The organism is Bradyrhizobium erythrophlei, assembly GCF_042430365.1.
In the GTDB taxonomy this organism is placed as follows: Bacteria; Pseudomonadota; Alphaproteobacteria; order Rhizobiales; family Xanthobacteraceae; genus Bradyrhizobium; species Bradyrhizobium erythrophlei.
In genome coordinates this window covers 1-25,025 of record NZ_JBHMET010000116.1, presented here as the reverse complement: position 1 = coordinate 25,025, position 25,025 = coordinate 1, and the positions used below count along the sequence as shown (strand labels likewise).

Annotated in this window: 14 protein-coding genes and 2 pseudogenes; 4 read left to right on the top strand and 12 right to left on the bottom strand. The window is 61.0% G+C overall.

The window, feature by feature from the left end; translation table 11 throughout:
- Positions 1-148: 148 nt before the first annotated feature.
- The 4 genes from ACFFWD_RS18200 to ACFFWD_RS18185 form a co-directional block, all read right to left on the bottom strand.
- Positions 149-2,443, bottom strand: coding sequence for a sensor histidine kinase (locus ACFFWD_RS18200; RefSeq protein WP_376967520.1), 2,295 nt, complete (start codon positions 2,441-2,443; stop codon positions 149-151).
- The gene (locus ACFFWD_RS18195; RefSeq protein ID WP_376967518.1) at positions 2,436-3,065 is read right to left on the bottom strand and encodes a response regulator transcription factor; all 630 of its coding nucleotides are present in this window, start codon (positions 3,063-3,065) and stop codon (positions 2,436-2,438) included. Before ACFFWD_RS18195 ends, ACFFWD_RS18200 begins: the two co-directional genes overlap by 8 nt.
- A 129-nt stretch (positions 3,066-3,194) precedes the next feature.
- On the bottom strand, positions 3,195-3,503 hold the full coding sequence (locus ACFFWD_RS18190; protein WP_376967516.1) for a hypothetical protein: 309 nt from the start codon (positions 3,501-3,503) through the stop codon (positions 3,195-3,197).
- Positions 3,504-3,512: 9 nt separating this feature from the next.
- A complete protein-coding gene (locus ACFFWD_RS18185) occupies positions 3,513-4,718 on the bottom strand; it encodes a TonB-dependent receptor (RefSeq protein WP_376967514.1) in 1,206 nt (401 codons plus the stop codon).
- Between the two features lie 365 nt (positions 4,719-5,083).
- Here ACFFWD_RS18185 and ACFFWD_RS18180 point away from each other — a divergent pair, with 365 nt between their 5' ends.
- Entirely contained in the window at positions 5,084-8,170 is a 3,087-nt protein-coding gene (locus tag ACFFWD_RS18180) for a hypothetical protein (protein WP_376967512.1), read from the top strand.
- Between the two features lie 115 nt (positions 8,171-8,285).
- Here the strand turns inward: ACFFWD_RS18180 and ACFFWD_RS18175 are convergent, their stop codons facing one another.
- Positions 8,286-9,497 carry an alpha/beta hydrolase gene (locus ACFFWD_RS18175; protein ID WP_376967510.1) on the bottom strand — a complete coding sequence of 404 codons (1,212 nt, stop codon included), beginning with the start codon at positions 9,495-9,497 and terminating at the stop codon, positions 8,286-8,288.
- A 106-nt stretch (positions 9,498-9,603) separates the two neighbouring features.
- Between ACFFWD_RS18175 and ACFFWD_RS18170 the strand changes: the two genes are divergently transcribed.
- A complete protein-coding gene (locus ACFFWD_RS18170; protein ID WP_376967508.1) occupies positions 9,604-10,863 on the top strand; it encodes an FAD-dependent monooxygenase in 1,260 nt (419 codons plus the stop codon).
- Between the two features lie 310 nt (positions 10,864-11,173).
- On the opposite strand, the pseudogene ACFFWD_RS18165 reads toward ACFFWD_RS18170, so the two are convergent.
- Both ACFFWD_RS18165 and ACFFWD_RS18160 read right to left on the bottom strand, forming a co-directional pair.
- A pseudogene (locus ACFFWD_RS18165) lies at positions 11,174-11,353 on the bottom strand (chemotaxis protein CheW); the annotation flags it as partial.
- 201 nt (positions 11,354-11,554) lie between these two features.
- Positions 11,555-11,824: a hypothetical protein gene (locus ACFFWD_RS18160; RefSeq protein ID WP_376967506.1), complete on the bottom strand. Its 270-nt coding sequence runs from the start codon at positions 11,822-11,824 to the stop codon at positions 11,555-11,557.
- Positions 11,825-13,116: 1,292 nt separating this feature from the next.
- Between ACFFWD_RS18160 and ACFFWD_RS18155 the strand changes: the two are divergent.
- Positions 13,117-14,317: pseudogene (locus ACFFWD_RS18155) on the top strand (IS256 family transposase).
- 447 nt (positions 14,318-14,764) lie between these two features.
- On the opposite strand, the gene ACFFWD_RS18150 reads toward ACFFWD_RS18155, so the two are convergent.
- The 5 genes from ACFFWD_RS18150 to ACFFWD_RS18130 all read right to left on the bottom strand — a co-directional run bounded on the left by ACFFWD_RS18150 (position 14,765) and on the right by ACFFWD_RS18130 (position 24,696).
- Entirely contained in the window at positions 14,765-15,271 is a 507-nt protein-coding gene (locus tag ACFFWD_RS18150; protein ID WP_376967504.1) for a hypothetical protein, read from the bottom strand.
- Positions 15,220-21,453: a DUF6531 domain-containing protein gene (locus ACFFWD_RS18145; protein WP_376967502.1), complete on the bottom strand. Its 6,234-nt coding sequence runs from the start codon at positions 21,451-21,453 to the stop codon at positions 15,220-15,222. Before ACFFWD_RS18145 ends, ACFFWD_RS18150 begins: the two co-directional genes overlap by 52 nt.
- A gap of 119 nt (positions 21,454-21,572) precedes the next feature.
- Entirely contained in the window at positions 21,573-22,589 is a 1,017-nt protein-coding gene (locus tag ACFFWD_RS18140) for an OmpA family protein (protein WP_376967500.1), read from the bottom strand.
- A gap of 1,530 nt (positions 22,590-24,119) precedes the next feature.
- Positions 24,120-24,371, bottom strand: a complete 252-nt coding sequence (locus ACFFWD_RS18135; RefSeq protein ID WP_376967498.1) for a hypothetical protein — start codon at positions 24,369-24,371, stop codon at positions 24,120-24,122.
- Entirely contained in the window at positions 24,355-24,696 is a 342-nt protein-coding gene (locus ACFFWD_RS18130) for a phage integrase N-terminal SAM-like domain-containing protein (protein WP_376967496.1), read from the bottom strand. Before ACFFWD_RS18130 ends, ACFFWD_RS18135 begins: the two co-directional genes overlap by 17 nt.
- A gap of 149 nt (positions 24,697-24,845) precedes the next feature.
- On the opposite strand from ACFFWD_RS18130, the gene ACFFWD_RS18125 reads away from it, so the two are divergent.
- Positions 24,846-25,025: hypothetical protein (locus ACFFWD_RS18125; protein WP_376967494.1), on the top strand; the 180-nt coding region annotated here is incomplete at its 3' end.

Sequence of the window (25,025 nt, the reverse complement as noted above, 5' to 3'; positions counted from 1 at the left end):
TAAAAAATTGAATCAGCAAATTCTCGCTACGGCGAGAGGTTTTTCAGCAGACTGCTAGCGGCGATTCCCTGCTATTTGCGGGAACTTGCGATGCCGGTCGTCCCCCAGAGGCCGGGGTCAGGAGCGTGACCGCTGCGCCCCAAATGCCTCACCTGATTATGATCGAGAAACGCGTGCCTTTTCCTGGCCGGGTGGCGATATCGATGGCGCAGCCTAGTTCTTCGGCCATTCGTTGGACAATGAAAAGGCCGAGCTGTACGGCGCCCGACTCGCCGACGACAGCGCCGCTGAGGCGGGCGCTCGTCACGCGCTGATAGACTTCCCGGGGTAGGCCCGGCCCGGTATCGACGACATCGATCCGGATTCCATCGCGCAGCCGCCGGCAGCCAAGCAACACACCCCCTTTTTTCGTGCTGCGAATGGCATTGCTCAAGAGATTGCTGAGAATGCGATCGAGCAGAAATGTATCGGTGAGAACGACGCTGCTGGTCGCCACGAACCGCAACGAAAGTGCGGCGTGGGCCGCATCGGCATGGTACTGATCGACAAGCTTCGAAAAAATCGGCTGTAGCGGCTGCATTGCCGGCGAGGGTGTGACCGAGCCGGTATCGGTGCGGGCTAGGTCGAGAATGACATCGAGATAGCCGATCGCTGAGCGATGGGCCTCCAGCATGCGCGGAAGAAACGAGTTCAATTTCTTGAGGGTCCTATCCTTCGCCAGCATCTGGAGATAGAGGCCCAGCGAAAGGAGCGGATGGCGCAGATCATGGTTGGCCGCAGCGTAGAAAATCGTGCGCGCCGCCAGTGAACGTTCCGCGCGTTCCTTTTCCTGCACCAGGGCTAATCCGAGCTTTTGTTCGACGGCCAGGGCATGCTCGCTGGTGACGTCGATGACCGATCCGCAGATCCGCCGGAATGCACCAGAGCCGCCATACTGGATCGCACCTGTTACGGCGAGATATCGAGGAGGGCCATCCGACGCCGCGTGCACGACTTCTGCGCGAAAGCTTCGGGCGCGGCCGGCCAATGCCTCGCGAAGACTATCGAAGATCTGCTTTCTGGCTGACCGCGAGAGCCTTGCCAGCAACCGTGGCAATGAAGACCCATCTGGTACCGCGAGCAGTTCGGCAAGCCTCGGTGCATAGAAGAACGTGTTGTTCGGCTGAACGTATTCGTAGATCGCCGCCGCCGAGCCATCGATCGCAAGCCGGAATCGCTCATTGCTTTCCGCCAGGGACCGGTTGAGGGCCTGATCCTGATCCTTGATCCTGCGGAAGATCGCAACGCCGAACAGCAGCGAGGCGACGGCGCTTTGTGAAAATGTCAATGTGGGCGCACTGAATGGAACAAGTGCCAGCAAGCGCAGCAGAAACATTGCGGCTTCGGAAAGAAAGAAGCTCCATGCAAGCGCGTAACAAACAGAGCCGAGACTTGGCTCCCGCCACGCAGCGCGTACTGATATAGCCACGAATACGGCGAACACTAACGGAGAGATCAACTGCAGCAGGAACCTGGCGTTATAAAGTCCGGTTAGCTCCGAGGCGACTAATCCGGTGAGGATAGCCGCGGTGGCGAGCAGCAGCGTGTCGATATGAGGTGCAGCGCGTGAAAGATCCAGATAGCGGCGGATATGCATGATGCAAGACAGCTGGAAAATGCCAACCATCGTAAAGCCGATGGTTGGCCAGGCGCCGCGTGCGACGAACGGCAGCACCAGCTGACCGAAACCGGTGATCCAGGCATCCAGTATGAGCTTGCTCAACAGCATGACCATCAGGCTGACGAGTCCGCGGTGGCGCAGGACGCCGGCGAGCATCGCCACATAGACCAGCACGGTCAGCGGCACCGCGCCGAGCGTCGCGGCGCTCGCGATCAGATCGCGATCCATCTCAAAAAAATTGATGGTCGAAGAAATGGTGAGGGGAAATCCGATCGGTACACGCGTGTGCAACCGCGTTACAATTTCGACCGGCACGTCGGGGTTCAGCGATATCAGGTATGTCGCAACCCGATAACCTGAAAATGGCCATCGCGCGTTTTCGCCGAGTTCATGGATCTGCTGGAAATCTTGCGCGCCCGCCGGGCGCACAAAGACGCGGACATCTTCTACCGTCGGAAGCGCATACCGCAATACCCATTCGCGGCGATTGAGCCGATTGACGACGGTGACGTATCCCCACGCCGGTTGACTGGATCGGCCGAAATTCGGCGGCGAAATGGGATGCGGTAAAGCCGAGGCGCTGTTCTTCGCCACGGTTTCCGGATCGAGCGGCGTGCCGTTCTCAATGATGGCGCGGACGTGAAAGCGAAGGTCGGTTTCTCCGTCTTTCAAAATCGGGACCGGTTCGTCGGCCAGGGCAATAGTGCCGGACGCGACCTGGAAAGCAACGCAGAGAGCAATGAACGTCCATCGGACCAGCCGCCGGCCGCTCAGCTCACTCATTGCTCTCAATGATGGCTCCCCGCATCATGAAGTGGCGAATCGCCTCAGCCCGGTTTCGGACGTTGAGCCGGCGGATGATTTCGCTGACGTGGGTTTTGACGGTTTCGGCGCCGATTCCAAGGCTCAGCGCAATTTCCTTGTTCGATCTACCGCGCGCCAGCTCGATTATTACGGCTTTTTGGCGCTCTGACAAGAATTCGAACTGCCCGACGGATGTCTGCTGGCTGTCGATGCGTTGCGTCCGCATTTGGGCGCGAATCAGTTCATTCAGTTTCGCAATGAAGATGTCCGGCTGGACTGTCTTTGACAAAAAGCCATGGACACCCGACCTCAACAATCGTGTTTGCCGGTCTGGCGCATCTTCGGCGCTCAATGCAATGATCTTCACACCCGGCATGACCCGGATCAATTCGCGGGCGCCATGGGCGCCTTTGCTGTCCGGCAGGTTGATGTCGAGCAACACGATCGGCGGAGGGCTGCTCGACAGCAAAAGCCCTCGGCCCTGATCGAGCGTACCGGCGGTAAGAAACTTGCTTCCCGGAAATGCGTCGCCCAGCAGCGTGACCAACGCCTGGCTGAAAATCGGATGGTCGTCGATGATCAAAAAGACGTTCGCGGCCATGTCATGATCCGACGAAGGCTTCCGCGAGGCGCGGGGCGGTCACGAGTTGCGGCCCCCAGCGGAGAGAATGTTTGCGGCGCGCAGCGCGTCAACAACCCCTCCGCGTTCGAAAGCAAGGCCGTTCTGGAACTACGGCGAAGGCGGGAACGGATTAGTGCTGAAATTGCCGGGCTGGCTGAACTCGAACCGGTTGACGTCGAAATTCTTCGGATAGAGGTTATCCTTCCTTGGCGCGATCGGAAGGTTGTAGCCGATCTTCAACTGATTCATCAATACGCCGCGTTCCCGCATCGACGCGGCGAGGCCCGCCGTGACGCAGGTGCCTGCCACGTTCTCAAGTCCGGGAGCACATGCGGGCGCCGCGGCAACCGAACCGGTGAGGGCGCAGGCCCCGAGAGCGATCGTGATGAGAAGCGTGGTGTTGAAATATCGTGTCATGTCAGCCTCTCAAAAATTCACAGTTGCGCCGCCGGCCGCGACCCAGGCATCACCAGACAAGAACGGCACGATCGGCGCAAAGGCCGGCGGCCCCGGATTCGCGTTCTCGCGAATCCAGACCCGCTCAAGCTTGCCATTGATGTTGATCTTGTTGGTGACGTTGTAGTTCACGGCTCCGCCTACCGCATACCGCGTCTTCGCCGGGACGAAACCGAACGTCGTCGGATCGAAACCGTTGTGGTCTCGATAGAGGTAGCTCGCGATCGGGCCCACGGTGAGGCCATTGGCGAACCGGTAGTTCAGCCCGGTGTTAACGCGATACAGGTTGCTGTTGGAATTGAACATCTCCGGCATCAGCAGCAGGCCTGTGAAATCCAGCACGTCGTTCTTTTCGGTGTGCGTCCAAAATCCGTTGCCGTAGACCGACCACATCTCATTGATGGCATAAGACGCGTTGCCGGAAATCGTGGTGCGCGGCCCCACCCTGTATTTGTTGTAATCCTGCAGTCCAAACATGCTGGATTGCGACACCTGGTCCCAGGAATGGGACGCCGAGCCCTGCAGGGACAACGGGCCCTGCGCGTATCCGAGCGCCGCGGTCACCGTCGCCTCGTCGCCGTTCTTGATGCTGACGGTATCGGTGATCAAGCCGGTAATCGGGTTGGCGGATTCCTTGTTGAACGGGTTGCGTTGCGTATAGCCGCCCGACAAGGTCAGAATCAGTGACTGCGACAGCGGAATGTTGACGCCGGCAGTTGGTCCGACATTCCAGCCTTCGCCATAGGTGCCCTGGTCGACCAGATCGCCGTCCATGCGTGCGAAGCGCGAGCTACCGTAAAGAGCCGACTTGCCGGTCGGAGCGTTGACAAGCATCGCGATAAACGGCTGGAAGCCGGTGAAGCCGTTGTAGGTCACCGTGCCCGAAAGCTGGGTATCGACCGGCGTGTCCACCGAGCCGCGTTCGCCGGACGTGGTCTGCGAAGCCGAGACGAAGCCGCCGCGCACCACGAACTCGAATTTCCAGTTGGGACTGGGATTGCCCGTCAGAGAAAGCGACATCGGTGCGTAGACCTGCGAGCCGTGACCGGTGCCGACCAGCGGCACCACGTCGGCGGGAAAGCCCCTCGTGTTCTGCCAGCTGAAATACCGGACTTCGGTGTTGTAACTGACGTTCCACAACTGATCGATCGATTGCACGGCGGCCTTGACTGGCATCGGAGCGAGGTCTGCGGCGAATGCAGCACCTGCGCCAGTTACAAACGCTCCAACCACGACCGCACTGAAAACGCGCTCTATGCCCTGCACAATAATAGCCCCCACCACGTCGCTTCAAAGGAAGAAAGTAACTGCCCGTCGGCAGTATCGCCGAATGCGGAAGCAAAGTCGCATCCCCCACATGGGGGAGCGCGGTGGCGTTGAATTGCGCAGGCGCTTCGCGCAAGAATGCTGCGGGCCAAAATAATTCGTTGCCTGAGACTTATTTGCCACACGCAGTTTGATTGCCGGGCGGGTTGCCGAGAGTCCTTCGCGACAATCGACCGCGCGGATCGTTCCATTCAACGAGGTCAGGGGGAGATATCGTGAAAACCAGATTGTTGCAGGCCGCCAACCGATTGCTGCTGCGTGTCCCCCAAAATCATTGCCTAGACAGGAGAACTGCTATGAGAACCGGGTGGCTGCTTTCGGCTTCGTTCGTCGCATTGATCAGTTCACTCGACCTGGCGCGGGCCGACAGCTTTGATGACGTCGCGTCGCATCTTGGCGCGATCGAGGCTGCCGTACCGAGAGATGAGCTCTCGAAGACGTCCACTGACAGCATCGCCGCCGTCAACAAGACTGTGAACGACGTGAACGATGCGAAGACGAAGGCCGCGGCGGCGGCCGCAGATTTGGTCAAGGCGCAAGCGGCGGCCGGAATCGGCAACCTGCCGCCTGACCAGGCCTATCAGGCCCAGGCCAACAAGGTGGCCACGCAACTCGACGTGATTGATGGCCTGAAGAAGATGGCCGACAGCGGCAACATCAAGAAGAATCTGGACGAAGCCGTCGCTAATCAGAAGACCGCGGAGTATTGGGCCAATAGGGCGGCGCAATCGGTTAAGGACACGGCGAATCTTCCCGCCACTGATCCGAAGCGGAAGGAAGCGCTCGACGGCTACGACAATGCGAATAAGCTTATGGCAAAAGCGCAATACCTTGCTGGTGTCGCCGCTGACGCCGCCAAGGCTGCTCTCAACGATCCGAAGAGCGTAGAATCGCAGCTGCGGGCAAAGATTCAAGGCGCGACGGCCGATTACAACGACATGAAGTCCAGCCTCGACAAGCTGAACAATGTCAAGAACGCGACTGTTGCTCTCCAGAGAGCCAATGACGACGTAACTGCGCTGAAGTCGGTGGCCGTCGCGAAGGGGGTGGCCGCGCTCAACGCTGTGAACGCCGATATGCAGAAGGCTGAAGAAGCCAAGAAGGCTGCGGCAGCGACGCCGAAGCCTGTTGCTTCTTCCAGTCAACCCCCTGCGCTCGCGGTCGGCTCGGCGGTTTCCTCAGGCGGTCCACCCCCGCTCGCCGGCAGCGTCGTCTCGCAAGGTGGCGGCGGCGTCATCGCACAAGGTGGTGGCAATCTCATCGCGCAAGGTGGCGGCAATCTCATCGCTCAAGGTGGCGGCAATGCCATCGCGCAAGGTGGTGGCAATCTGATCGCGCAAGGTGGCGGCAATCTCATCGCCCAGGGTGGCGGCAATCTCATCGCGCAAGGTGGTGGCAATCTGATCGGCCAAGACGGCGCGGGGTTCGTTCTGCGCGGGCCCGCGGCCTACAAGGCTGTCGGGCCAACTGAGCATGAGACGACCAAACCGGAAACGCCAAAGTTGGCGACCACGACCCCTACCAGCGCCATGCTGCACATCGTGGACGTGGCAGCCCCGGCCCCAACGCATGGTTCCAACACCGCCACGGGCCACACGACATACCTGATGCCCACGGAACAGCTAGCAGCGGGCGCAAGAAACAATCTCAGCGCCTCCGACCAGAAAATCCTCAACGGAATGATCGCGGACGTCAAAGCGGGCAAGACCCTGACACCGGCCCAGGAGACCCAGGCAGCGACGCTGCTCAACCAGGCTGCCAAGGGACTCGATCCCGCGACCGTCAAGAGCTTGCAGCAGACCGCGACCGTCAAGGCGGCGGTTGCCAATGCGAATACTGCGGTTGCCGCTACCGTGGTGAATCAGGCCGTTGCCGCCGCCAAGAACGACCCGGCGGTGGTGGCCGCGGTCCAGAACCTTCAATCCGGGAAGCCCCTCACCCCGTCCCAGCAGGCAAGTCTCAACACGGCTATTTCGTCGGTCGTGAACAACCTGCCGGTTTCCGACGCGCAGAAGCAGAACCTGACCCAGACCGCCGCGACGCAGGTCGCGACGGCGCCGCAAACCGCGTTGGCGCCTGCCGCTGCTCCGGCGGTCGATATGTCCGCATATACGCCGGCGATGGTCCAACAAATGGTAACGGCTGGGCCTACGGTGATCCAGGGGCTGCAATCCCAACAAGCCGCCGCGCTGGCAAAAGGCGACAAGACGATGGCTGAGGCCTTGGGCAGGGATATCACCAGCCTTCAGGGTCAAATTGACACGGCCAAGAAGATCGCGGCAACGACACCGGCTGCGCCGGCGGCAACTCCTGCCGGTAGCGCTACGGCAGCGGCAAAGCCGACTGCTCCGGCCGTAGCAACTCCCACAGCGTCGACGCCGGCCGCGGTTGCGACCGCCGCGCCTGCAGCGACGCCGGCCGGTTCACCGGCGGCAGCTCCGGTTGGGACCACGCCAGCAACACCGTCTGCTGCAGTTTCCGTCGCAGCGACGTCGAAGACCGACGAGGCACCGGCCAGGATCACCGCTGAGCAGGGCAAAGCGGTGCAGCAGGCGCTGCGTACCATTCCCGGCAAGCTGACCAAGGCCGAGGAGAAGAACTTCTCTGTCCTGTCAGCCCTTGTGGATCGCGCCAGGACTAAGGCACTGACGCCCGAGGAAGCCGCTACGTTGAGGGACGGCCTGAAGGCGCTGGCGGAAAAACACCCAAAAGCGGAGCGGCAACACGGGCTGACGGCGTTCGCCAACACTGTTGCCGTGGGACAGAAGCCGGCGGTTGCGGCGACGACTCCGGCCGGTGGGGGAGGCCCGGCAGCCAACCCGACCGCAAACGCATCTCCGGACGGCAAGAGTGCGCCGGGCAGCAATGCCGTTGCCGGAAACCAAAGCCAGCAGGCGCATGTGCCCGGACATGAGATGACTAAACCGGAAGCGCCAAAGTTGGCGACCACGACCCCTGCCGCTCCCGCAAACGCAACGACGCCCAAGCAGGGCTTCGCTTCGCCCAACCCTGCGGAAAGATCAGCGACAACGATGCCGGTCACAACCAGTCATCAGCAGGGTCACGTCGATGAGGCAAAGCCGCGGCCGACAGCTCCGAAGGCGCCAGTAGCCAATATGCAGGCGACGCGTTCTGAGCCGAAGCCGCAACCGGCTGCCAGGGCTCCGCAGGTCACCGCACCAAAGCCCTCTCTGGCGTCATCTTCAGCGGCCCCGAAGCCACCGGCCGCACCCGCGGCCAAGCCGCAGACCTGCACGCCCAACATGGTCAACGGCAAGATGATGGGTATGACCTGCCGCTAAAGGTCTATCCCGCGCAACAGGTTAGGATGGCGGTTCGAGGCAATGGACTGCCATCCCCGATGCGGACGCGGCGCACATGGGGTCGGCTTCCCGAGCAACGATGTCGGGACGCTGTTCAGGCGGGCTTTGCTGGCGTTTCGGAACCCACCGGAAGGAAATCGAGCAGCTCTTTAATGTAGCGTTCCCATTCCGGCTCGTGCGACATCACCACGTGGTTCTTGCTGGCAATGGAGACAAAACGGGCGTTCGGAATCGCGGCGGCGATGGCCCGTCCCTGCTCGCACGGAATCCAAGCATCATCGCGACTATGCATAACCAGCGTCGGAACTGCGACCTGCTTCAGCTGCTCGGTTACATCGACTGCTCCCAGCATGGCAATCAAGCGCGCGGCGTTCTCAGGCGAGCTTGATCGCCGCTGAAGTTCGTTAAAGGCTTGCATTTCGATGTGAGTGCCGTCCGGAATAGCCAGAGATGTAAAGAGCTGACGAAACGCCGGGTTATCCTGCCCCCATCCGATTTGGGCCAGCGTCTGAAACGCTTCCCCTCGGGCAATCTGATCCGGCACCCCCCGCGCGCGCCACCCTTTCGTATAGCCGCCAGTTAAAATAAGACGCGATATGCGGTCGGGATGTTTCGCAGCATACGCGATTGCCGTTGCTACGCCTTGAGACATCCCGAGCAACGCAAATCTCTCGAGCTTGGAGGCATCAACCACAACTTCCAAATCCTCAACAGCGTTTTGAAACGAGATCGGAGGAATATCCCAGTCAGAGAGCCCATTGCCCCGCTGGTCATATCTTATGACCCGGCAGTGTTGCGCCAGACGTGTGAGCAACGGACCCCAGATGCTGGTGCTCCAATCGTATTCGACGTGGGTCATCCACATCCCGGTGCGAACGAGGGGCGGTCCCTGGCCGATGGATGCAACCGCGAGACTTACGCCATCATAAGCGCGACAAAACATGACGTCTTGATTCGGTGCCGCAGCGGTCAATGTGCTGCGCCGCAAGAGTTCGCCGTCGAACGCGCCGGCAAACCGGTAACCCCTTCCAGGCACGGTCTGCAGCCAACTCCGACCCTCGGCCTGTTCGCCAAGCACCTTTCGCAATGCGGAAATATGAACCTGGAGATTGTTCTCTTCGACGACGCTGTTCGGCCAGACGCGGGCCATCAGATCATTTTTGGTGAGCAGTTCGCCCTGCGCCGCAACAAGCTCACAGAGTATATCGATAGCACGGGATCCGAGTGAAACAGGGGTCCCATTTCGCAGCAACAGGCGCCGCCGCTTGTTGAGATGAAACGACCCAAATGTAAACTCCTCAAGCATCCTGCCTCTCATCAAATCCTTTGCGGGATTCAGAACAATTCAGCTCGGCTCAAGGACATTAACTCCGCCGCCCCATTAGCGTCCACTCGTGAGATGGAGGACAGACATGAGCAGCGCGGCGCACCAGGCGAAATCGAGCCTCACACCAGACGTTGTGATCATCGGCGGAGGCGTCGCAGGGGGAGCTTTGGCGGTCGCCTTGGCGCGTCAGAACATCCGAGCCTTGGTGTTGGAAAAAACCCTGGAGCACCAGGATCGCGTGCGAGGCGAATTCATGCCGCCGTGGGGGGTCGAAGAAGCGAAGAAGCTGGGCCTGTTTGACGTTCTGCTGGGCGCAGGTGGTCACTTCACCAAGCGCAACATACCCTACGGGGAGGATATGTCGGCGCAGGAAGCGGAAGCCCGCGCGATCCCGCTCGGCAAGATCCTTCCGGATATCGAGGGCGCGATGACGTTTGGTCACCCTCAGATTTGCGGCGCGCTTAATCAGGCCGCCGTCGCGGCCGGGGCAACCATGCTACGCGGCGCGGGCGATCTGGCGGTCTCGCCCGGGCGCGATCCCAAGGTCGCGTTTACCCACGAAGGGCATCGATATGAGGCTTGCCCCAGGCTCGTTGTGGGAGCGGACGGAAGAGGCTCGTGGACTGCCCGTCAGATCGGGGCAGACGTGAAATTTGATCCGAGCCACCATCTTCTTTCAGGCTTGTTGATCGATGGCGTTCATGAGTGGCCCGAAGAGGACCAATCAATCGGTGTGGAAGGGGACATCACCTTCTACGTTTTCCCTCAAGGCGAAGGCCGCATCCGCCTCTACGCGTGTTATGGACTTGACCAACGCGGACGATTTTCGGGGCCAGACAACGCCCAAAGATTCTTGGACGCCTTCCGGCTGAAGTCTTTGCCCCACGCTGATGCCTTGTCTGCCGGACGTCCGATTGGTCCTTGTCATGGATACCCAAACGGAGACACGTGGATTGACACGCCTGTGGTTCCCGGCGTGGTCCTGGTCGGCGACGCCGCCGGCCACAACGATCCGACCATTGGGCAAGGTCTCAGCATCAGCCTTCGCGATTCCCGACATGTGGTCGAGGCGCTGACTTCAAATGCCGACTGGACCGAAGATATTTTTGCCCCTTACGTTGAGGAGCGCAGGGAGCGAATGCGTCGCCTCCGATTTGTCGCGCAGCTTTTCTCTGTCTTGCGCGTGGAATTTACCGACGATGCCAGAATGCGCAGGAGGCGAGCCCTCAAGCGAATAGGGGCAGAACCCCGTTTGGCGCTGCCTTTCCTGGCAACTCAAAAGGGACCGTTTTCCGTTCCGCCTGAAACGTTCGAGCAGAAAACATGGGATCAGTTGCTCAATTGATTGGAGCGTTCGTCAATGAAATCGCACATGGAGGACGCCAGCGGAAAGCGGCTTCGAGCGCCTCAACGTGATAAGTTATATAATAGTTTCAATTACATAATGGTTCGCGTTTTTATTCTGAATGGCGCGCCATTCAGAATGAAACTGCGAACTCGTATATCATTGAAATACCTATATAATCTTGCCCAGATAACTCCGGGCCGCCGCTGGCAGCGGCCTTCGCCGTTCGACCCGGCTTGGCAGCGGGCTTCTTCGCGGGCGATCGGGCGCCGCCATGCTGGGCGTCCTGATCACGCATCACTGGGGGGCAGGCAGCGCAGGAAGCGTCCATCGACGCCTCGCGCCCCTTGGGTAACTCATCAGTGGCCATCAGCTTAGCCAGATCGAAGATGACGACGAACTTGTCGTCCCTACGCCCGATCCCGGCCGCATAGTCTGACTGCCACCGCCCGCCCACGTCAGGCACCGGCTCGATCGCCTGCTCGTCGATCAGTCACCTCGAAGCCGCCAACACCATTCCGCAGCGCATTCACGGCTTAGAAGTGCCGCAAGCTATAAATGGAATACTTCTCGCCAAACGTGCTTCGCTCGACTCCCGCCTCCTTGAGCGCAGCAGGCAATAATCGCGCCGGCCAACCACAATCTGTTTTCATGCTGCATGACGGCCTCCTCTGATGAAGTTTCGATAACGCTATTTCGCATTTCGATTCTTGCTTCCTCCCTTGAGGCGGGCCGCGGGCGATGGCGGGTTCACCAAATCGGCAGCCTGCATACAGGTGAGAAGATCAACATAGCTTTGAGCGCCAGCCAAAGAAGTGGCCTCGGCTTCGCAGCGATCGCGAACGGGACCGGCATTTGCCGGCCAAAGAGTGATCAGTTGCTGCTGAGCGGTTGTTTCATCGCTCATGCACTTCTCAAAACTCTGCCCCAAAACGATTCCGTTTGCTTTATCGTCGGCCACTGTGGCCTTGCACAGTACCTCCACATTCAGGGTGCTGTCCTAATTAGGACACCCGCGAATGCGAATTAGGACACGGCCAATTGTGACGCAGGATTGGCTCTCCAAGTGCGGCCCCAGCTTGTCACGCTGGGGTCGTTTTGATTCCGGGTGCCCGCGCGCTCTACGCGAGACAAGCAAAGCCCCATTCTCGTGTCTCAGAACAGCCACTGAAGAACGGCCGTGAGGAGGGCAATCGCAACTGCGACCAACGCGATCACGGCGAGCGTGTAGTAAACTCTGTCGTTGGTCACTGTTGCTCCCACCGCTGCAGGGAAAGCAAAAGCCCCACCTGATGTTCCCACCAGATGGGGCTTTCGACACAAGGGCATGTGCCATGCTGTTCTGAGAAAACAGCACGATAGGATTTTAGTCTCGCCAGCTTACACCGGCCTGACGGGTGGGGCTATTTGTTTCTGGGTGTGTCTGCGCGGGCAAACTGGACGCCACCTTAACCTTGAGCAAACTTTAACCGGGACACGCGCCAGTCTTCTGGCGTCGAAACGCCCGAAGTAGAGCGTCTTCGTCGACATGGTGCAGCAGGGCCGTGAACCGGGTTTGGGCAGCCTGCTTGGCCGCCGCGTTCACCCGCGCGAGATTCGGCGGCAAGGTAATCCGGCTCTGTGTCCGGACCCTGGCCTCCTCGCGCAGGCTCCCCTCGGGCTGGTCCCTTCCCTCCATGCGTCTCGTTACCTTCGACGACTTCACAGGTACTATGAACCAGTCCGACTCCCGACCTCAGCTCGGACAGCGGCTCTGGCAGTGCCTTGCCGCTGTCCCCCGCTGGAGACCAATCCAGCAGACCCGGTCGGGCCTCTCATGTTCCGATGGTTGCCTTCCATGCGTGATGCGGCCATCGACCCCGACGGAGCGGCATCGTCTCGCCTATCGACGATGCTCGTGCTGCCTTCGTGTTTAGGGAACACACTCGGCCTCCGCTAACTTCCACCTTTCGAGGCTCATTCCCGCACCCCGCATGACTCCTGTCTACACTTCGGACCCCGCGTTACCGCGACGCCCGCAAGACTCGGTCCCGGCTTGTCTGCTTGGACTTTGGCCGGATGGGACTTGCACCCACAAGCAATCATCAGCTTGGCATGACGTACTCCCCAGTGATGGTGTAGCTCGGTAGAGCAAAGCCGTCCGCACGCGCGCCCACAAATAGCGCCGTAGCGGGCGGGCGGCTTTGCGGTGGTCACCGGCGATTCGCCGGTAGGATCGGGTTGCGACACGCCAACGCAACCGAGGAACCACCGATGACCGACGACATGATGAACCTGCGCACGCTCGTGGAGAAGACCCCTGATGCCGATCTGTTGCGCGAGATGATCGGCTTTGCCGCGCAGCGGCTGATGGAGCTGGAAGTCGAAGGCCAGACCGGGGCGGCCTATGGCGAGAAGAATCCCGAGCGTCTGGCCCAGCGCAACGGCTACCGCGACCGGATCTGGGAGACCCGCGCCGGCGCGGTCGAGCTTCGCATCCCCAAGCTGCGCAAGGGCTCCTACTTCCCGGGCTTCTTGGAGCCGCGCCGCATGGCCGAGAAGGCGCTCACCCGCTGTGGTGCAGGAAGCCTACGTGCAGGGCGTCTCGACCCGCTCGGTGGATGATCTGGTGCAGGCGATGGGCATGAGCGGCATCTCCAAGAGCCAGGTGAGCCGGCTGTGTGGTGAGATCGACGACAAGGTGAAGGCGTTCCTCGGCCGGCCGATCGAGGGCGACTGGCCGTATCTGTGGATCGATGCCACCTACGTGAAGGTGCGCCAGAATGGCCGCATCGTATCGGTCGCGGTGATTGTCGCGGTCGGCGTCAACAGTGACGGCCGGCGCGAGGTTCTCGGCATGGACGTCGGCCCGTCGGAAGCCGAGACATTCTGGACGGCGTTCCTGCGCAAGCTCGCCCGCCGTGGCCTGCGTGGCGTCAAACTGGTCGTGTCCGACGCCCACGAGGGCATCAAGGCCACCGTGGCCAAGGTGCTCAACGCCAGCTGGCAGCGTTGCCGCGTGCACTTCATGCGCAACGCGCTGGCGCATGCCGGCAAGAGCGGGCGGCGCGTCGTCTCCGCCTTCATCGCCACTGCGTTTGCCCAGGACGATGCCGAGGCGGCACGCGCCCAGTGGCGGAAGGTCGCCGACCAGCTCCGTCCCAAGCTATCCAAGCTTGCTGGCTTCCTCGACGAGGCCGAGACCGATGTGCTCGCCTACATGACGTTCCCGCCGCAACATCGCACCAAGCTGCACTCGACCAACCCGATCGAGCGCCTCAACGGCGAGATTAAGCGGCGCACCGAGGTGGTCGGCATCTTCCCCAACGAGGACGCCATTGTCCGCCTCATCGGCGCGATCCTGCTCGAGCAGAACGATGAATGGGCGGTCCAGCGCGCCCGCTACATGACGCTGGAAACCATCGCGCCGTTGAGCGATGATCCAACCGTCAGCCTTCCGGCTATCGCCAGCTGACCGGCCCGGCTCTTGCCGGTGAACGCGGTGCCCCGCCGCCAGTTACACCACGCCTGGGGAGTACGTCATGCCAAGCTGATGATTGCTTGTGGGTGCAAGTCCCATCCGGCCAAAGTCCAAGCAGACAAGCCGGGACCGAGTCTTGCGGGCGTCGCGGTAACGCGGGGTCCGAAGTGTAGACAGGAGTCATGCGGGGTGCGGGAATGAGCCTCGAAAGGTGGAAGTTAGCGGAGGCCGAGTGTGTTCCCTAAACACGAAGGCAGCACGAGCATCGTCGATAGGCGAGACGATGCCGCTCCGTCGGGGTCGATGGCCGCATCACGCATGGAAGGCAACCATCGGAACATGAGAGGCCCGACCGGGTCTGCTGGATTGGTCTCCAGCGGGGGACAGCGGCAAGGCACTGCCAGAGCCGCTGTCCGAGCTGAGGTCGGGAGTCGGACTGGTTCATAGTATCATCCGCTTGTCGTGCTTTGCCATGAACAATAAGCACCCGGTAATGGCGTCGCGATAGGGCAGCTTCACCTGCCCGGAGCGAATTTGCTGCATCAAGGCAGGCGACGCAATGCCGAGCGCGCGCACAGCGGGCGGCATCGTCTCCAGAAGATCGTGCAGCTGGTCGTCATAATATTCGATGTCATCCCGGTTCGAGGTGCCGCTCTTGCGCCAGAGGATATTGAAATAGATATCCCAACGCTCGCTCAGCCTGTTGAATTGCGAATAGTCGGGCGAAAATCCGGTCGCGCCGCGCGATGCCGGCTCGGGATAGGCCCAGCCCTTTCCCGCTCGCGCGGCAGCTCCTTCGGTCGGCGTCTGCGCCCGCACGAACGAAACGTCAATGATGACGGCAGCGACCAACACGATCGCGAGCAGGCGGTTTGTCATGCGATCGGCCCTCTCCGCTAGAGCTTGCTGGTCACCTTGGAATCGAGCGTCCCGGTGATCGCCGACCACAGGTTTCGCAATCCGCCGCCGCTGTCGGAAGAACTGCTCGGCGGCGGCTGCCGCAGCGGTGCCGGCTGATACGAGCCGGACGGCGGCAATGCGTAGTCCCTCACGGGAGGTTGATTGGGCGGTGGGTTGGCCACCTGGTTGGCGGCCTGCTGCGCAAGAGCCGCCTCGATCGCAAGCTGCCGGGCGCGATCCATTTCCTGCTGCGCGTGTGCGAGCGCCTCTTGTTGCACCCGCATTCTTTCCGCAGCCTCGCGCTGGATCTGGTCCATGTCGATGGTTGGCGGCGGGAGCCCGTTGATTGGCGGCGCGTTCGGCGGCGGCTGGACCGGCGGCGGAGGTGTTTGCGGCGGCGCGGCTGCGGCCTGGTCGAGAGGCTTGACCGGCACAGGCTGTTGTTGCGGTGGCGGTGGAGCCGGTGGCCGCGGCGGAGCCGCAGGCGCGGCGGCTACGTCCGCCCCCGCACCGCACATGTTGATGGTTTTGCCTCCCTGTCGGTTGTCGAATCTGAAGCAATCGCGTGGATTCGGATTGCCGGCAAAATCTCCGCAACGATAGAACGGCGGACCGCCGACGACGGGACCAAATCCGTTGGCGAAACAAAAGCACTGCGCAAGCGTTTCGCGCCCCATGCTCCCGAGCGATCCGCGAACGCGGTCGTAGAATTCGCGCAACGTCGAACCGCACAGGCCCGCTGAAATGCCAGCAGGCCAGGATTGCTTCGCGACGGCGCTCTTGCCGGTATCGTTGGTTTGCGGCTGCGCCGAAGCCGGCTGTGACCCGCTCGGACCGGGCGATCCGCCAGCAGGGTCATCTTGCTGCGGACGCGGCGGCGGACTCGGCTGTTGACCTGATGGAGACGGGCTGCCGCCGGGTCTTGCACCCGCATTCTGTGACGGCGCGCCGGATTGACCCAGCGGAAGTATCGGTCCCCGCGGCGCCGGTGCCGACGCTGCGCCCGACGGTGCCGCGGGCTGCGGAGTGCTCGCGCTTGTCGCGCCAAGCGCTCCCGATGCGGGTGTATTTTGAGCGCCGGCATCCTGGGTGACTTGTCCCGGCTCCCCCATCAATGCGACTGCCTCGGGCGACAGCCGCCCCAACAGTTCGGCACGTTGTGCCTTGCGCTGCGCCTTGCGGTTCTCGTCGGTTTTCTCGATTGCCGCAATATCGTTGGCGAGTTTGTCGAGCGCGTCAGTGATCCGATTTTTCTTCAGGCCTAGGTACAAATCGGCGGCAGCTTCGCCTACGGTGCGACCAAGGTATACCGTAAAGTCGATCAGGTCCTTGAGCATCAGCACTTCGCCGAGTGCGCCAACGCCGAGTTTGGTGAGGCGAACAATCGGGCTTGCGCCAAGCCGTGCCAGTCCGCGGCCGATCGCTCCGCTGGCCCTCTCCGCGAGGCTAACGAGCTTTGAGCCCCCCGACTCCAGGGTGTCGGCGACCACTGTCGTCACCCCTCGTGCTTCCGTCGCCGCAGTTTCCGCGGCCACTGCCTCCTGGGCTAGCGCAGTCTCCACCGTGCTCGCCCGCGCAGCGGCTTGCGATGTAGCGCCTGGAACTCGCTCGGCCCCCTCAACTGCTTGCTCGGCGCGAAGTCGTTTGAGCTTATCAACCCTCGCGGACATGTCCGACTGCAGCTGTCCCTCTGCAGTAACTTGTTGGAGCGACGGGATCGTGCGCTGACGCATGACGTCGCTGCCGGGCACGTGGTCATAGGCTTTGGCAATCCGATCCACCAGTTCCGTCCGGCTCATGACCTTGCCGGTACCCATGGTCGGATCGAGCCTCCATTCTGCCAGGGCCGCTTCGACCTCATGAATTCGGCGGTATTCGTTCCCGCCGAGGGCGGCTTCCCGAACCAGGTTCTGCTCGACGTGTTTCGCCTCGTGAACAGCGGTTTGCGTCATCACATCCAGGGGGTTTTTGAACTCGCGAATATGGGGATCGGTGAAAACTTGCGCGACGATGTTGCCGGGCTTGCTCGACGTTCCACCCAGAACGCCCATGTCCGGCGCACCGCCCCGACCGGCGGCTGAGCTCACCGGCTTGATGTCCAGCGTCCCCTGTTTGATCTGATCGAGCACATTCTTCGCGACGTCCCGACCCGGAGTGTTCCCCGCCGCAATCTGCTCCAGCCTCTGAATGATCGGCCCTTTGTAATGCGGCATTGGTGTATTGGGGGGCAGTGGAGAACCCGCGCTGCCATTGAAATCACTGAAACGCAGCGGATTGTCGAGCGCATAGCTATACAGGTTGCCGTCGCGGTCGGGCCCCGCCGGGTCAGGACTCATGAACCGAAAACCGATCGGGCTTAAAACGCGACTGCCGAACACGACTCCGGCACCGACTTGCCGTCCGCCGGCGAATTCACATCGCGCAGACCTGGATTTGGCCGACCACGACACATCCACGACGCCAAAGGTGCGATACCTGCAGGCCTCCACGACCGAGCCGGCCTTGTCCAACAGCGCCAGCAACGAGCCATTGGCAGAACGAATTGGAAAATATTCCTCCGCCCCAACCCTCAACGATACCCAAAGGCCATTCTGCATGCCCGGCGTATAGATCGACGCTGGTGCGCCGCCGCTCGGTGTTTCGGCGATCAGCTGCCCGCCGAAATAGACGAGATGGGCCCCCCTCCCTTGATTGTCGCCCCAATCCACCAAACGCCCTTCGGCGTCGTAGCCGTAGCGTTCGTTGCGCCAGACGATCAGGCGATTGAACGCATCATATTGGGCGCTGCAATGGGCGCCGTTGGGATCGGGACAAAGGTTACCACTCGCATCCGGCGCGACCGCGCGCCCTTCATACTGCGCCAACGCCTGATCCGCATCATAGCCGAAAGGGACCATCGTGTTCCGGTGTGTGCCATCGCTTGTCACGCTTTCGGCTCGGTATTCGATGACGCTGCCGGTCGCGTCGTATTTGAACTGCTCGCGCAACCCGTCGGGAAACGCGGCTTCAATCACGCGACTGAGGGCGTCGTATCGATATTCGGTGCGCCCGAACGTTCGATTGAAGCCCGCTTGAGACTCGGCAACGGAACCTTCGCTGACGACCGCGGTGACATTGCCACGGCTATCGTATTCATAGGACTCGCTCAGCAACATCCTGCCCTGAGCACTGGCTGTCTTGATGAATTGGAGTCGCGTGCCCGCCACATAGCCAAACGACGTCTGTGTGCCGTTCGGGTATGCGATCGTGCTGAGACGCCCGGCCGAGTCATAGGCATAGCTGATGCTGGCGCCGGAATCCGTCACGATGCGGCTGAGCAGTCCGGCGGTGTTGTAGCTATACGTGGACTTGCGTCCATCAGGCTTTTGCAGGGTTTGCGGTCTGCCGACCGCGTCATAGGTCATGCCCACCGTTGCGCCGGCCGCGTCGCGATATTGCAGGGGGCGATCGAGTGCGTCGTAGATATAGGTTGCGGCGCCGGCTGCTCCGCGCAGCACGGTCGGGCGACCGCGGCCGTCGTAAGCGAAATCCCAAGCCGCGCCATCGCTTGAGGTCACGTGAGCCGGTCGGTCCGCTCGGTCGTAATTGCTCGTGACAATCGTGCCGCCCGGCGCAGTCGATTGGATCAGGTGACCCTGATCATCATATTTGAATTGCCATAGTCGACCACCCGCGGTCCGTCGCTCGATCAACTGCCCCCTGTCATCGTACGACAACACCGTCTCACCGCCGTTTTGATCGGTTCTCGCGATAATCTGTCCGGCGGCGTTATAACGGTAGCTGGATTTTCCGCCGACCGCGTCGGTGACAGTCAGTGGCCGGCCGTTGTCGTCAAGCAGGATTGCCGTCGTAGCGCCGCCGGGATCAATACTCTTTGCCGATTTGCCGTCGCTGGAATACGAACGCTGGACCAGGCCACGCATCGGATCTTCGCGTTTCGTGATGCGGCCGAACTGGTCATATTCAAGGCTCTCAACGCCGAGCGGGCTTTCGGTCCGCACCCGGCGACCGGACGCGTCATAGGAATAGCGAAGGGCTACACCGAGGCGGTTGACGTATTGCATTACACGCGATTGCCGGTCGTAAAAGTACTTCTCCGTGGTGCCGTCTTCGTGAGCAACCTCGATCAAGTGACCAGCATCGTCGTATTTGTATTTCTTGCCGACCGTTTGTCCTTTGGAGTCGTAAGAAGCAGCGGTCACACGGCCGACAACATCGTAATCGTAGCGAACAACATCTCCATCCGGCCGCCGGATTCGGCTCAGGCCTTTCGCTTCGTATTGGTATTGTCTGCTCTTTCCATCAGCATCCTGTCGTTCGAGCAGAATGCCTGTGCAATCGTAGCGATGCCGCGCCCCGCTCGGCAGAGCGACCCCACAGAGGCCGCCATTCGTATCATATGCCGCTGTCGCGGTCTGACCTTTGGCATCCGTCAGCGCCACCGTGCGGCCGTTCTGTTGTGAAGCGACCGCGACCGAACTGCCGTCGGCGTACGAGATTTTCGCGAGCTGATCACGGTCGTAAAGGTACGAGGTCTTGCGACCCCGTTCATCCATCGTCTCTACGACGTTGCCGCTCGCGTCATAGCGATAGAGCGTGGTTGCGCCATCGGCATCCAACAGCGTGGTGAGGCGGCCGGCATCATCGTAAGTCAGTCTCCTCTCCGTCTTGCCGTCGACGCGCACTTCGACGGGCCTGTCGCGGTTGTCGAAGACGTATTGGATCTGACGGCCGGATTCATCGGTGACGCCGACAAGGTTTGCAGCGCCATCATACGTGAAACGGGCGGCCGCGCCATACCCGCCGGCAACGCGCGCAATCACACCGGTCTCGTTATATTCGGCCGCCGCACGCACCACGCCGTCAACTGTGATACGAACGACGTGGTCCAGTTCATCGTAGTCGTAGCGAGACACCGATCCTTCGGCATCGATCCATTCCACGATGCGGTCGGCCGGATCCCACCTCCAGCTTTCCTTCGACCCGTCGCTCAGTGTCATCGCGACCGCTCTGCCGGCTCCATCGTATTGAATATGCGGATCGCCGCTCGGCGCTTTCGCGGGACTGAATTGAGCGCGCCACTGGTCAACGCTGCTGACGCCCAAGCCCGACTTGGCCGAGGGTGCAGCTGCAGCCGGCTTGCCCGGCTCGAGGACGCGGCGTTTGCCGCCCTCGTCGACCAGCACCTTGTCGGGCAGAATAAGCGCGTTCGAGGTCAAGCCACCCGCCGACATCTCCGTGAGCTTCAATGCGATCTGGTCTTTGGCACCGATGCCCCAATCCGACGCTGCAACGGTCGACGGTGCGATGTCCAGCGTCTGGCTCGAACCGACGGCCGACGTCGCGGTCAACCTGATGTCGGCCGTCTCGTGCATCGTTGCCCAGGACAGCGTGGTGTGCAGTGGTCCGGGCCCCGACACCTCGCGGAGCGTGGTGTCGTTTCCGTATGCGAAGGTCACTTTCGCACCCAGCGGCAACAGCATCTCTGACAGCTTGCCGGCTGCATACACAAACGAGGTCTTGCGCCCAATGGCATCGACGACTTCGGTCAGCCGGCGGTTTTGGTAGGCATAGCGTAGGGTTCGGGCCAGCGAATAGTCGACCTGAACCAAAAGACCGTCAGCGTAGGTCAGCTTCGCTATGTGTCCTGCAGCATCCACAATTTGCGACGGCTGCCTTGATGCCGCGCTCGCATACCCAAAGGCAATCGCGTCATTGCCTGTGGCCCGAAGCACGATACGGCCTGTGCCGTCGAACAGCTCGCGCTCGCCGTTAGTGCGCTCGCGCAGCCAGCCATCCTTCAACTGGCGCACGTAGCTTGACGGCATCGTACCAACGTCAGACGTGTACAGTTCCGGAGCAATATAGTCGTAGCGCGTGACGCGCCCATCGCCCTCGCTGATGCGAATGAACTTGTCGCCTGCGACTATCAGTCCGACGTCAATGTTCGACGACCAGCCGATGCCGAACGAACCAACTTCGCGCAAGCCGCTGCGATATTGCCGCTTGATGACGAGGGGTTGCGACCCCCCCGGCAGCAGCACATCCACAAATGACAGGCCGAGCCCACCCTCCGGCAACTGCACCAGACTGCGGTGAAATGTTTTCGGGTTGTCGAAGCCGATCGGCATAGGTGACGGGCGCGGCGCCGTCATCAGCACGGGGTCCCAACCGAGAGGAAACGTCTGCGCGACAGCTTGAACCGGACACAGCCAGGCTGGCAGCAGCAAGGTGCCGCCCGCGATCAGGCCAACCCTCCGTTTGCGAGATCGCGGTGATACAATCTGAGTCACGGGTGCAAGCTCATCAGTGCATTCGGGCGCGACGCCCACCGCCCGCATCGACGTCCCTACAGTCTTTGCAATTCAACCCGCCGGTTCTTGGCGCGTCCCTGATCGGCGTCGTTCGGCGCCACCGGCCTGCTGTCGCCATAGCCTTGCGGGTGCAGCCGCGCCGGGTCGATACCGTAGGCGCTGACCAGCGCATTCACCACCGCGGCAGCGCGTCCGCGCGAAAGCTGCATGTTGTGCTCGCTGCCACCGGTATTGTCGGTGTGGCCGGCAACTTCGATGCGCAGCGACGGATCGGATTTGAGCAGCTTCGCCACTTCGTCGAGCGCGGACTTGCTCTCAGGCTTGAGGTCGGTCTTGTCGATGTCGAAATAGATGCCGTAGATGTCGACCTTCCCCGGATCGACGAGCGCCTTGGCCATATCGTCGGCTTTGACCTCGACCATGCGGTAGACGATCTGCTTCGAGGCAATGACGTCGACACCGGCCACGGGCTGCCCGGGTTTGATCTCGATCGGCTGCTTCAGGGCGGGCTCCGACCATGACAAGCCCGAACTGTCGGCAACGTGAACCGCGACCGTGATGGTCTGTCCGTCGCGCATCCGCCGTGCGGTCATGTAGTACTGGTTCTTCGAATCCTGGAACGGCGTGCTCTCGTGGTCCTTGCGCGCGGAATATTGCGCCTGGAAATAGAAGCGCTGATGGAAATCCTTCGCCGACAGCGCATAGAGCGAGCCGCTGTCGAGCTTGAAGGTCGGCTCGAAACCGAGGTCTTCGAGCATCTGCTCGTAGTTGCGGAATACCTCGAGCGACGACGTACCGACCGGCGCCTTGTAGACGACGCGCGTAATCGCCCCTTCGGCACGCTCTTCCTTCTCAAAGCCGACGCCGATCGAGCCTTCGCCACGGGCCATGAAATACTGACCGTAAGGCTGCGTCGCGTAATGAATGATTTCGGAGCCTTCGAAGCGCTTGAAGTCGGCGGGGTCCTTGCTTCCTGGAAGATCAGCCGCCCGCGCGGTGCTGATCATCATCGTCGCGGCACACAGAAGTCGGAGCACATATGGTGCATACATGGTCGCCCCCACGCAGCAATGATGACAACGATAGCCTAAACGAATGCGTCCTGGTAGAGGCAGCTTCCGGCTCCCGGCGGTGGCTGAGTGGGGAACATTGGTCTCATCGTGCTTGCAGCTGGCCGGGTGGGCGTTCGGAGTTCGGTGTGGAATGGAGCATCAGTCAGATCAAGGTCTGCGAACGCCGATGTCATTGAAATGGCAACTGATTTCAAGCCTCTGATTTCCTCCCTTGCAGACTTCCAGAATGATCAGGATGACTCCACTTGCAAGCTGGTGTTGCGCGTCACTCCGCGATCCGGCTGCGCACCCGTACACGAACCGCAACGCGCCGCGATCCGGCTAGTTGCGATCTCCGGCACACGGTGACAACGCCTTGGGATGGGTTGTCGCGCCGTGACGCGAGGGAGCGATGTCGCCAGAGCCGGCAGCCGCACGATCAGCGGCAGCTTTTGATGTAGTATGCCGCACCGGGATCTCCCCGAAGATCGTAACGGCAGCGACCGCATACAAAGCTGTCTGGCAATCGGCCTTCCTGCCGCAATTTTCTGGTAAGCTTCTCACCCATAATGGCGTGCTTTTCCGAGGCGACCGGCCCTTTGCAATCCGTGGCACCAATCCTAACGATGAGTTTGGATGCTGAGGGGTGAAAAAGCGGAACGGCCGAAACGTCAGCAGCACTCGAAAGCAAGCCGATTGAAATGACGAATAGGGATTTTGTCATTTGGTATTGCCTCAGGTCGGAGCGTTTTGAACGACAGATGAGCCCTCATTTACACTAATAGCTTCGAGCTTGGACGTCCCGGCAGGACAGCCAAGATGCACCTTCGGCAGCTCGGCTACGCAGCCACCGCTTAACCTCGGATGGCTCGCCAACCGCACCAGTTTCGCACCAGAAACAGCCTGATCGAAACACAACGAACGCGATCGAACCGGAGCGAAACCGCAAGAAAATCAACGAACGCGTCCTTTGTCCTGTCGCTCATAACGGTCTGGTTGCAGGTTCGATTCCTGCCGGGCCCACCAATGAGATCAATGTTTTACTGGGTTCTCATTGCCTCTGGCGCGACGACCGCACCAGAAACCGCACCAGATACGTCCACTTTATGTTCGAGCGCGGGTTCGCTCTCCACAACCGTTCGACGACGCCAAATAGACGAATTGGCGATGGTAGCGCATTGGGCAGCGTTCGATCGTCACGAGTTCACCAATTGGAGAGGCGAGAGAGGCACCCGCAGAAGGGTGGTGATAGCGATGCCGAATGAAATGACGGCGGGACCCGAAAGCGAGTGCAGTCGCGAGACCGGTTAACAAGGCCCCCGCGCACCGGGCAGCGATAGCGCGCCGAAATGAGATGAACGCTGATCCTTTGCGCAAGCGCCTCCGGATAGTGACACCGGATGGCGGATGCAGCCCGCGCTAGTGGCATATCGGCCGCCTGCTTCGGCATGTAATTGCGGTGCAGGGCGAAGCCGTATTCCAGCGCAACCTTCTCGCGGCGCTGAAACAGGGAATTAATATTGGGCTGGGCTATGTGTCCATTCCGGTCTGGCGCACCGTGATCCCCAGTTCGTCGACGCACTTGCGAATGTTGCGAAATCCGACGCGACGCGGCAACTGATCCGTAAGGGTAAAGACTGCAATGTTAAATGTGATCTTCGTGTTCCATTTCTCGGGGATTGTCGCGTGCGCTCGGACGAACTGGGTCGCGCCTTGCGAAAGGTCTGGCGTGCGGCGATAGAGGCGGGCGGGCCTGGAGATCACTTCATGATCGAGCTGCACGTCGGCCTGGACGCTCGACTGGTGGTGCAAGCGCAGCGTGGGAATCCACGGCCTGAGGTGGAGCAACAACGTCGGGATTAGAGCAAAAGAACCGCAACGTCGAGACGGTCTGATTGATGGTCGGCACCCCAACGCCGCTCGCCGCCAGATGCAGCTGGTAGCGGCGCACGTCCTCGAAGCTCGCCGTATCCGGCGAGCGCCCGAGAAACGCCGCGAAGTTCTTGACCCTTTGCACGTAGTCATGTTGGGTCTTCGGGGCCAACTTGCGGATCGTCATGTCTTCGATCATGCGCCGGCGCAACGGGCTCATTGCCTCGTCGGTCATGGGGATGCTCCTGTCTTGAGTGAGGTTGTTGCAACCCCTCAATCTCAAGACAGGACGCCCCTTGGCGCTATCGGTTTGGCCGCGCTGCCTGCCGCAGCGGCCTACCGCGCGAGCGGTTTAGTCCACTGACCCTACTCGGACCTCCCTCGATGTCCGCATTTGCGCTGCTTGCCGAAATCCACAGGATGGAAATGGTTTTGTTTATAACAAAGAAACAACAATTGCCGATAGCTCTTACCGGTTACGGCCCCACCGACTATGCAAGGTTGAAAACGCTCAGCCACCGTGAGGTTCGTCGCCCGATGCAACATGCAGGCGCGGCCTCGCGG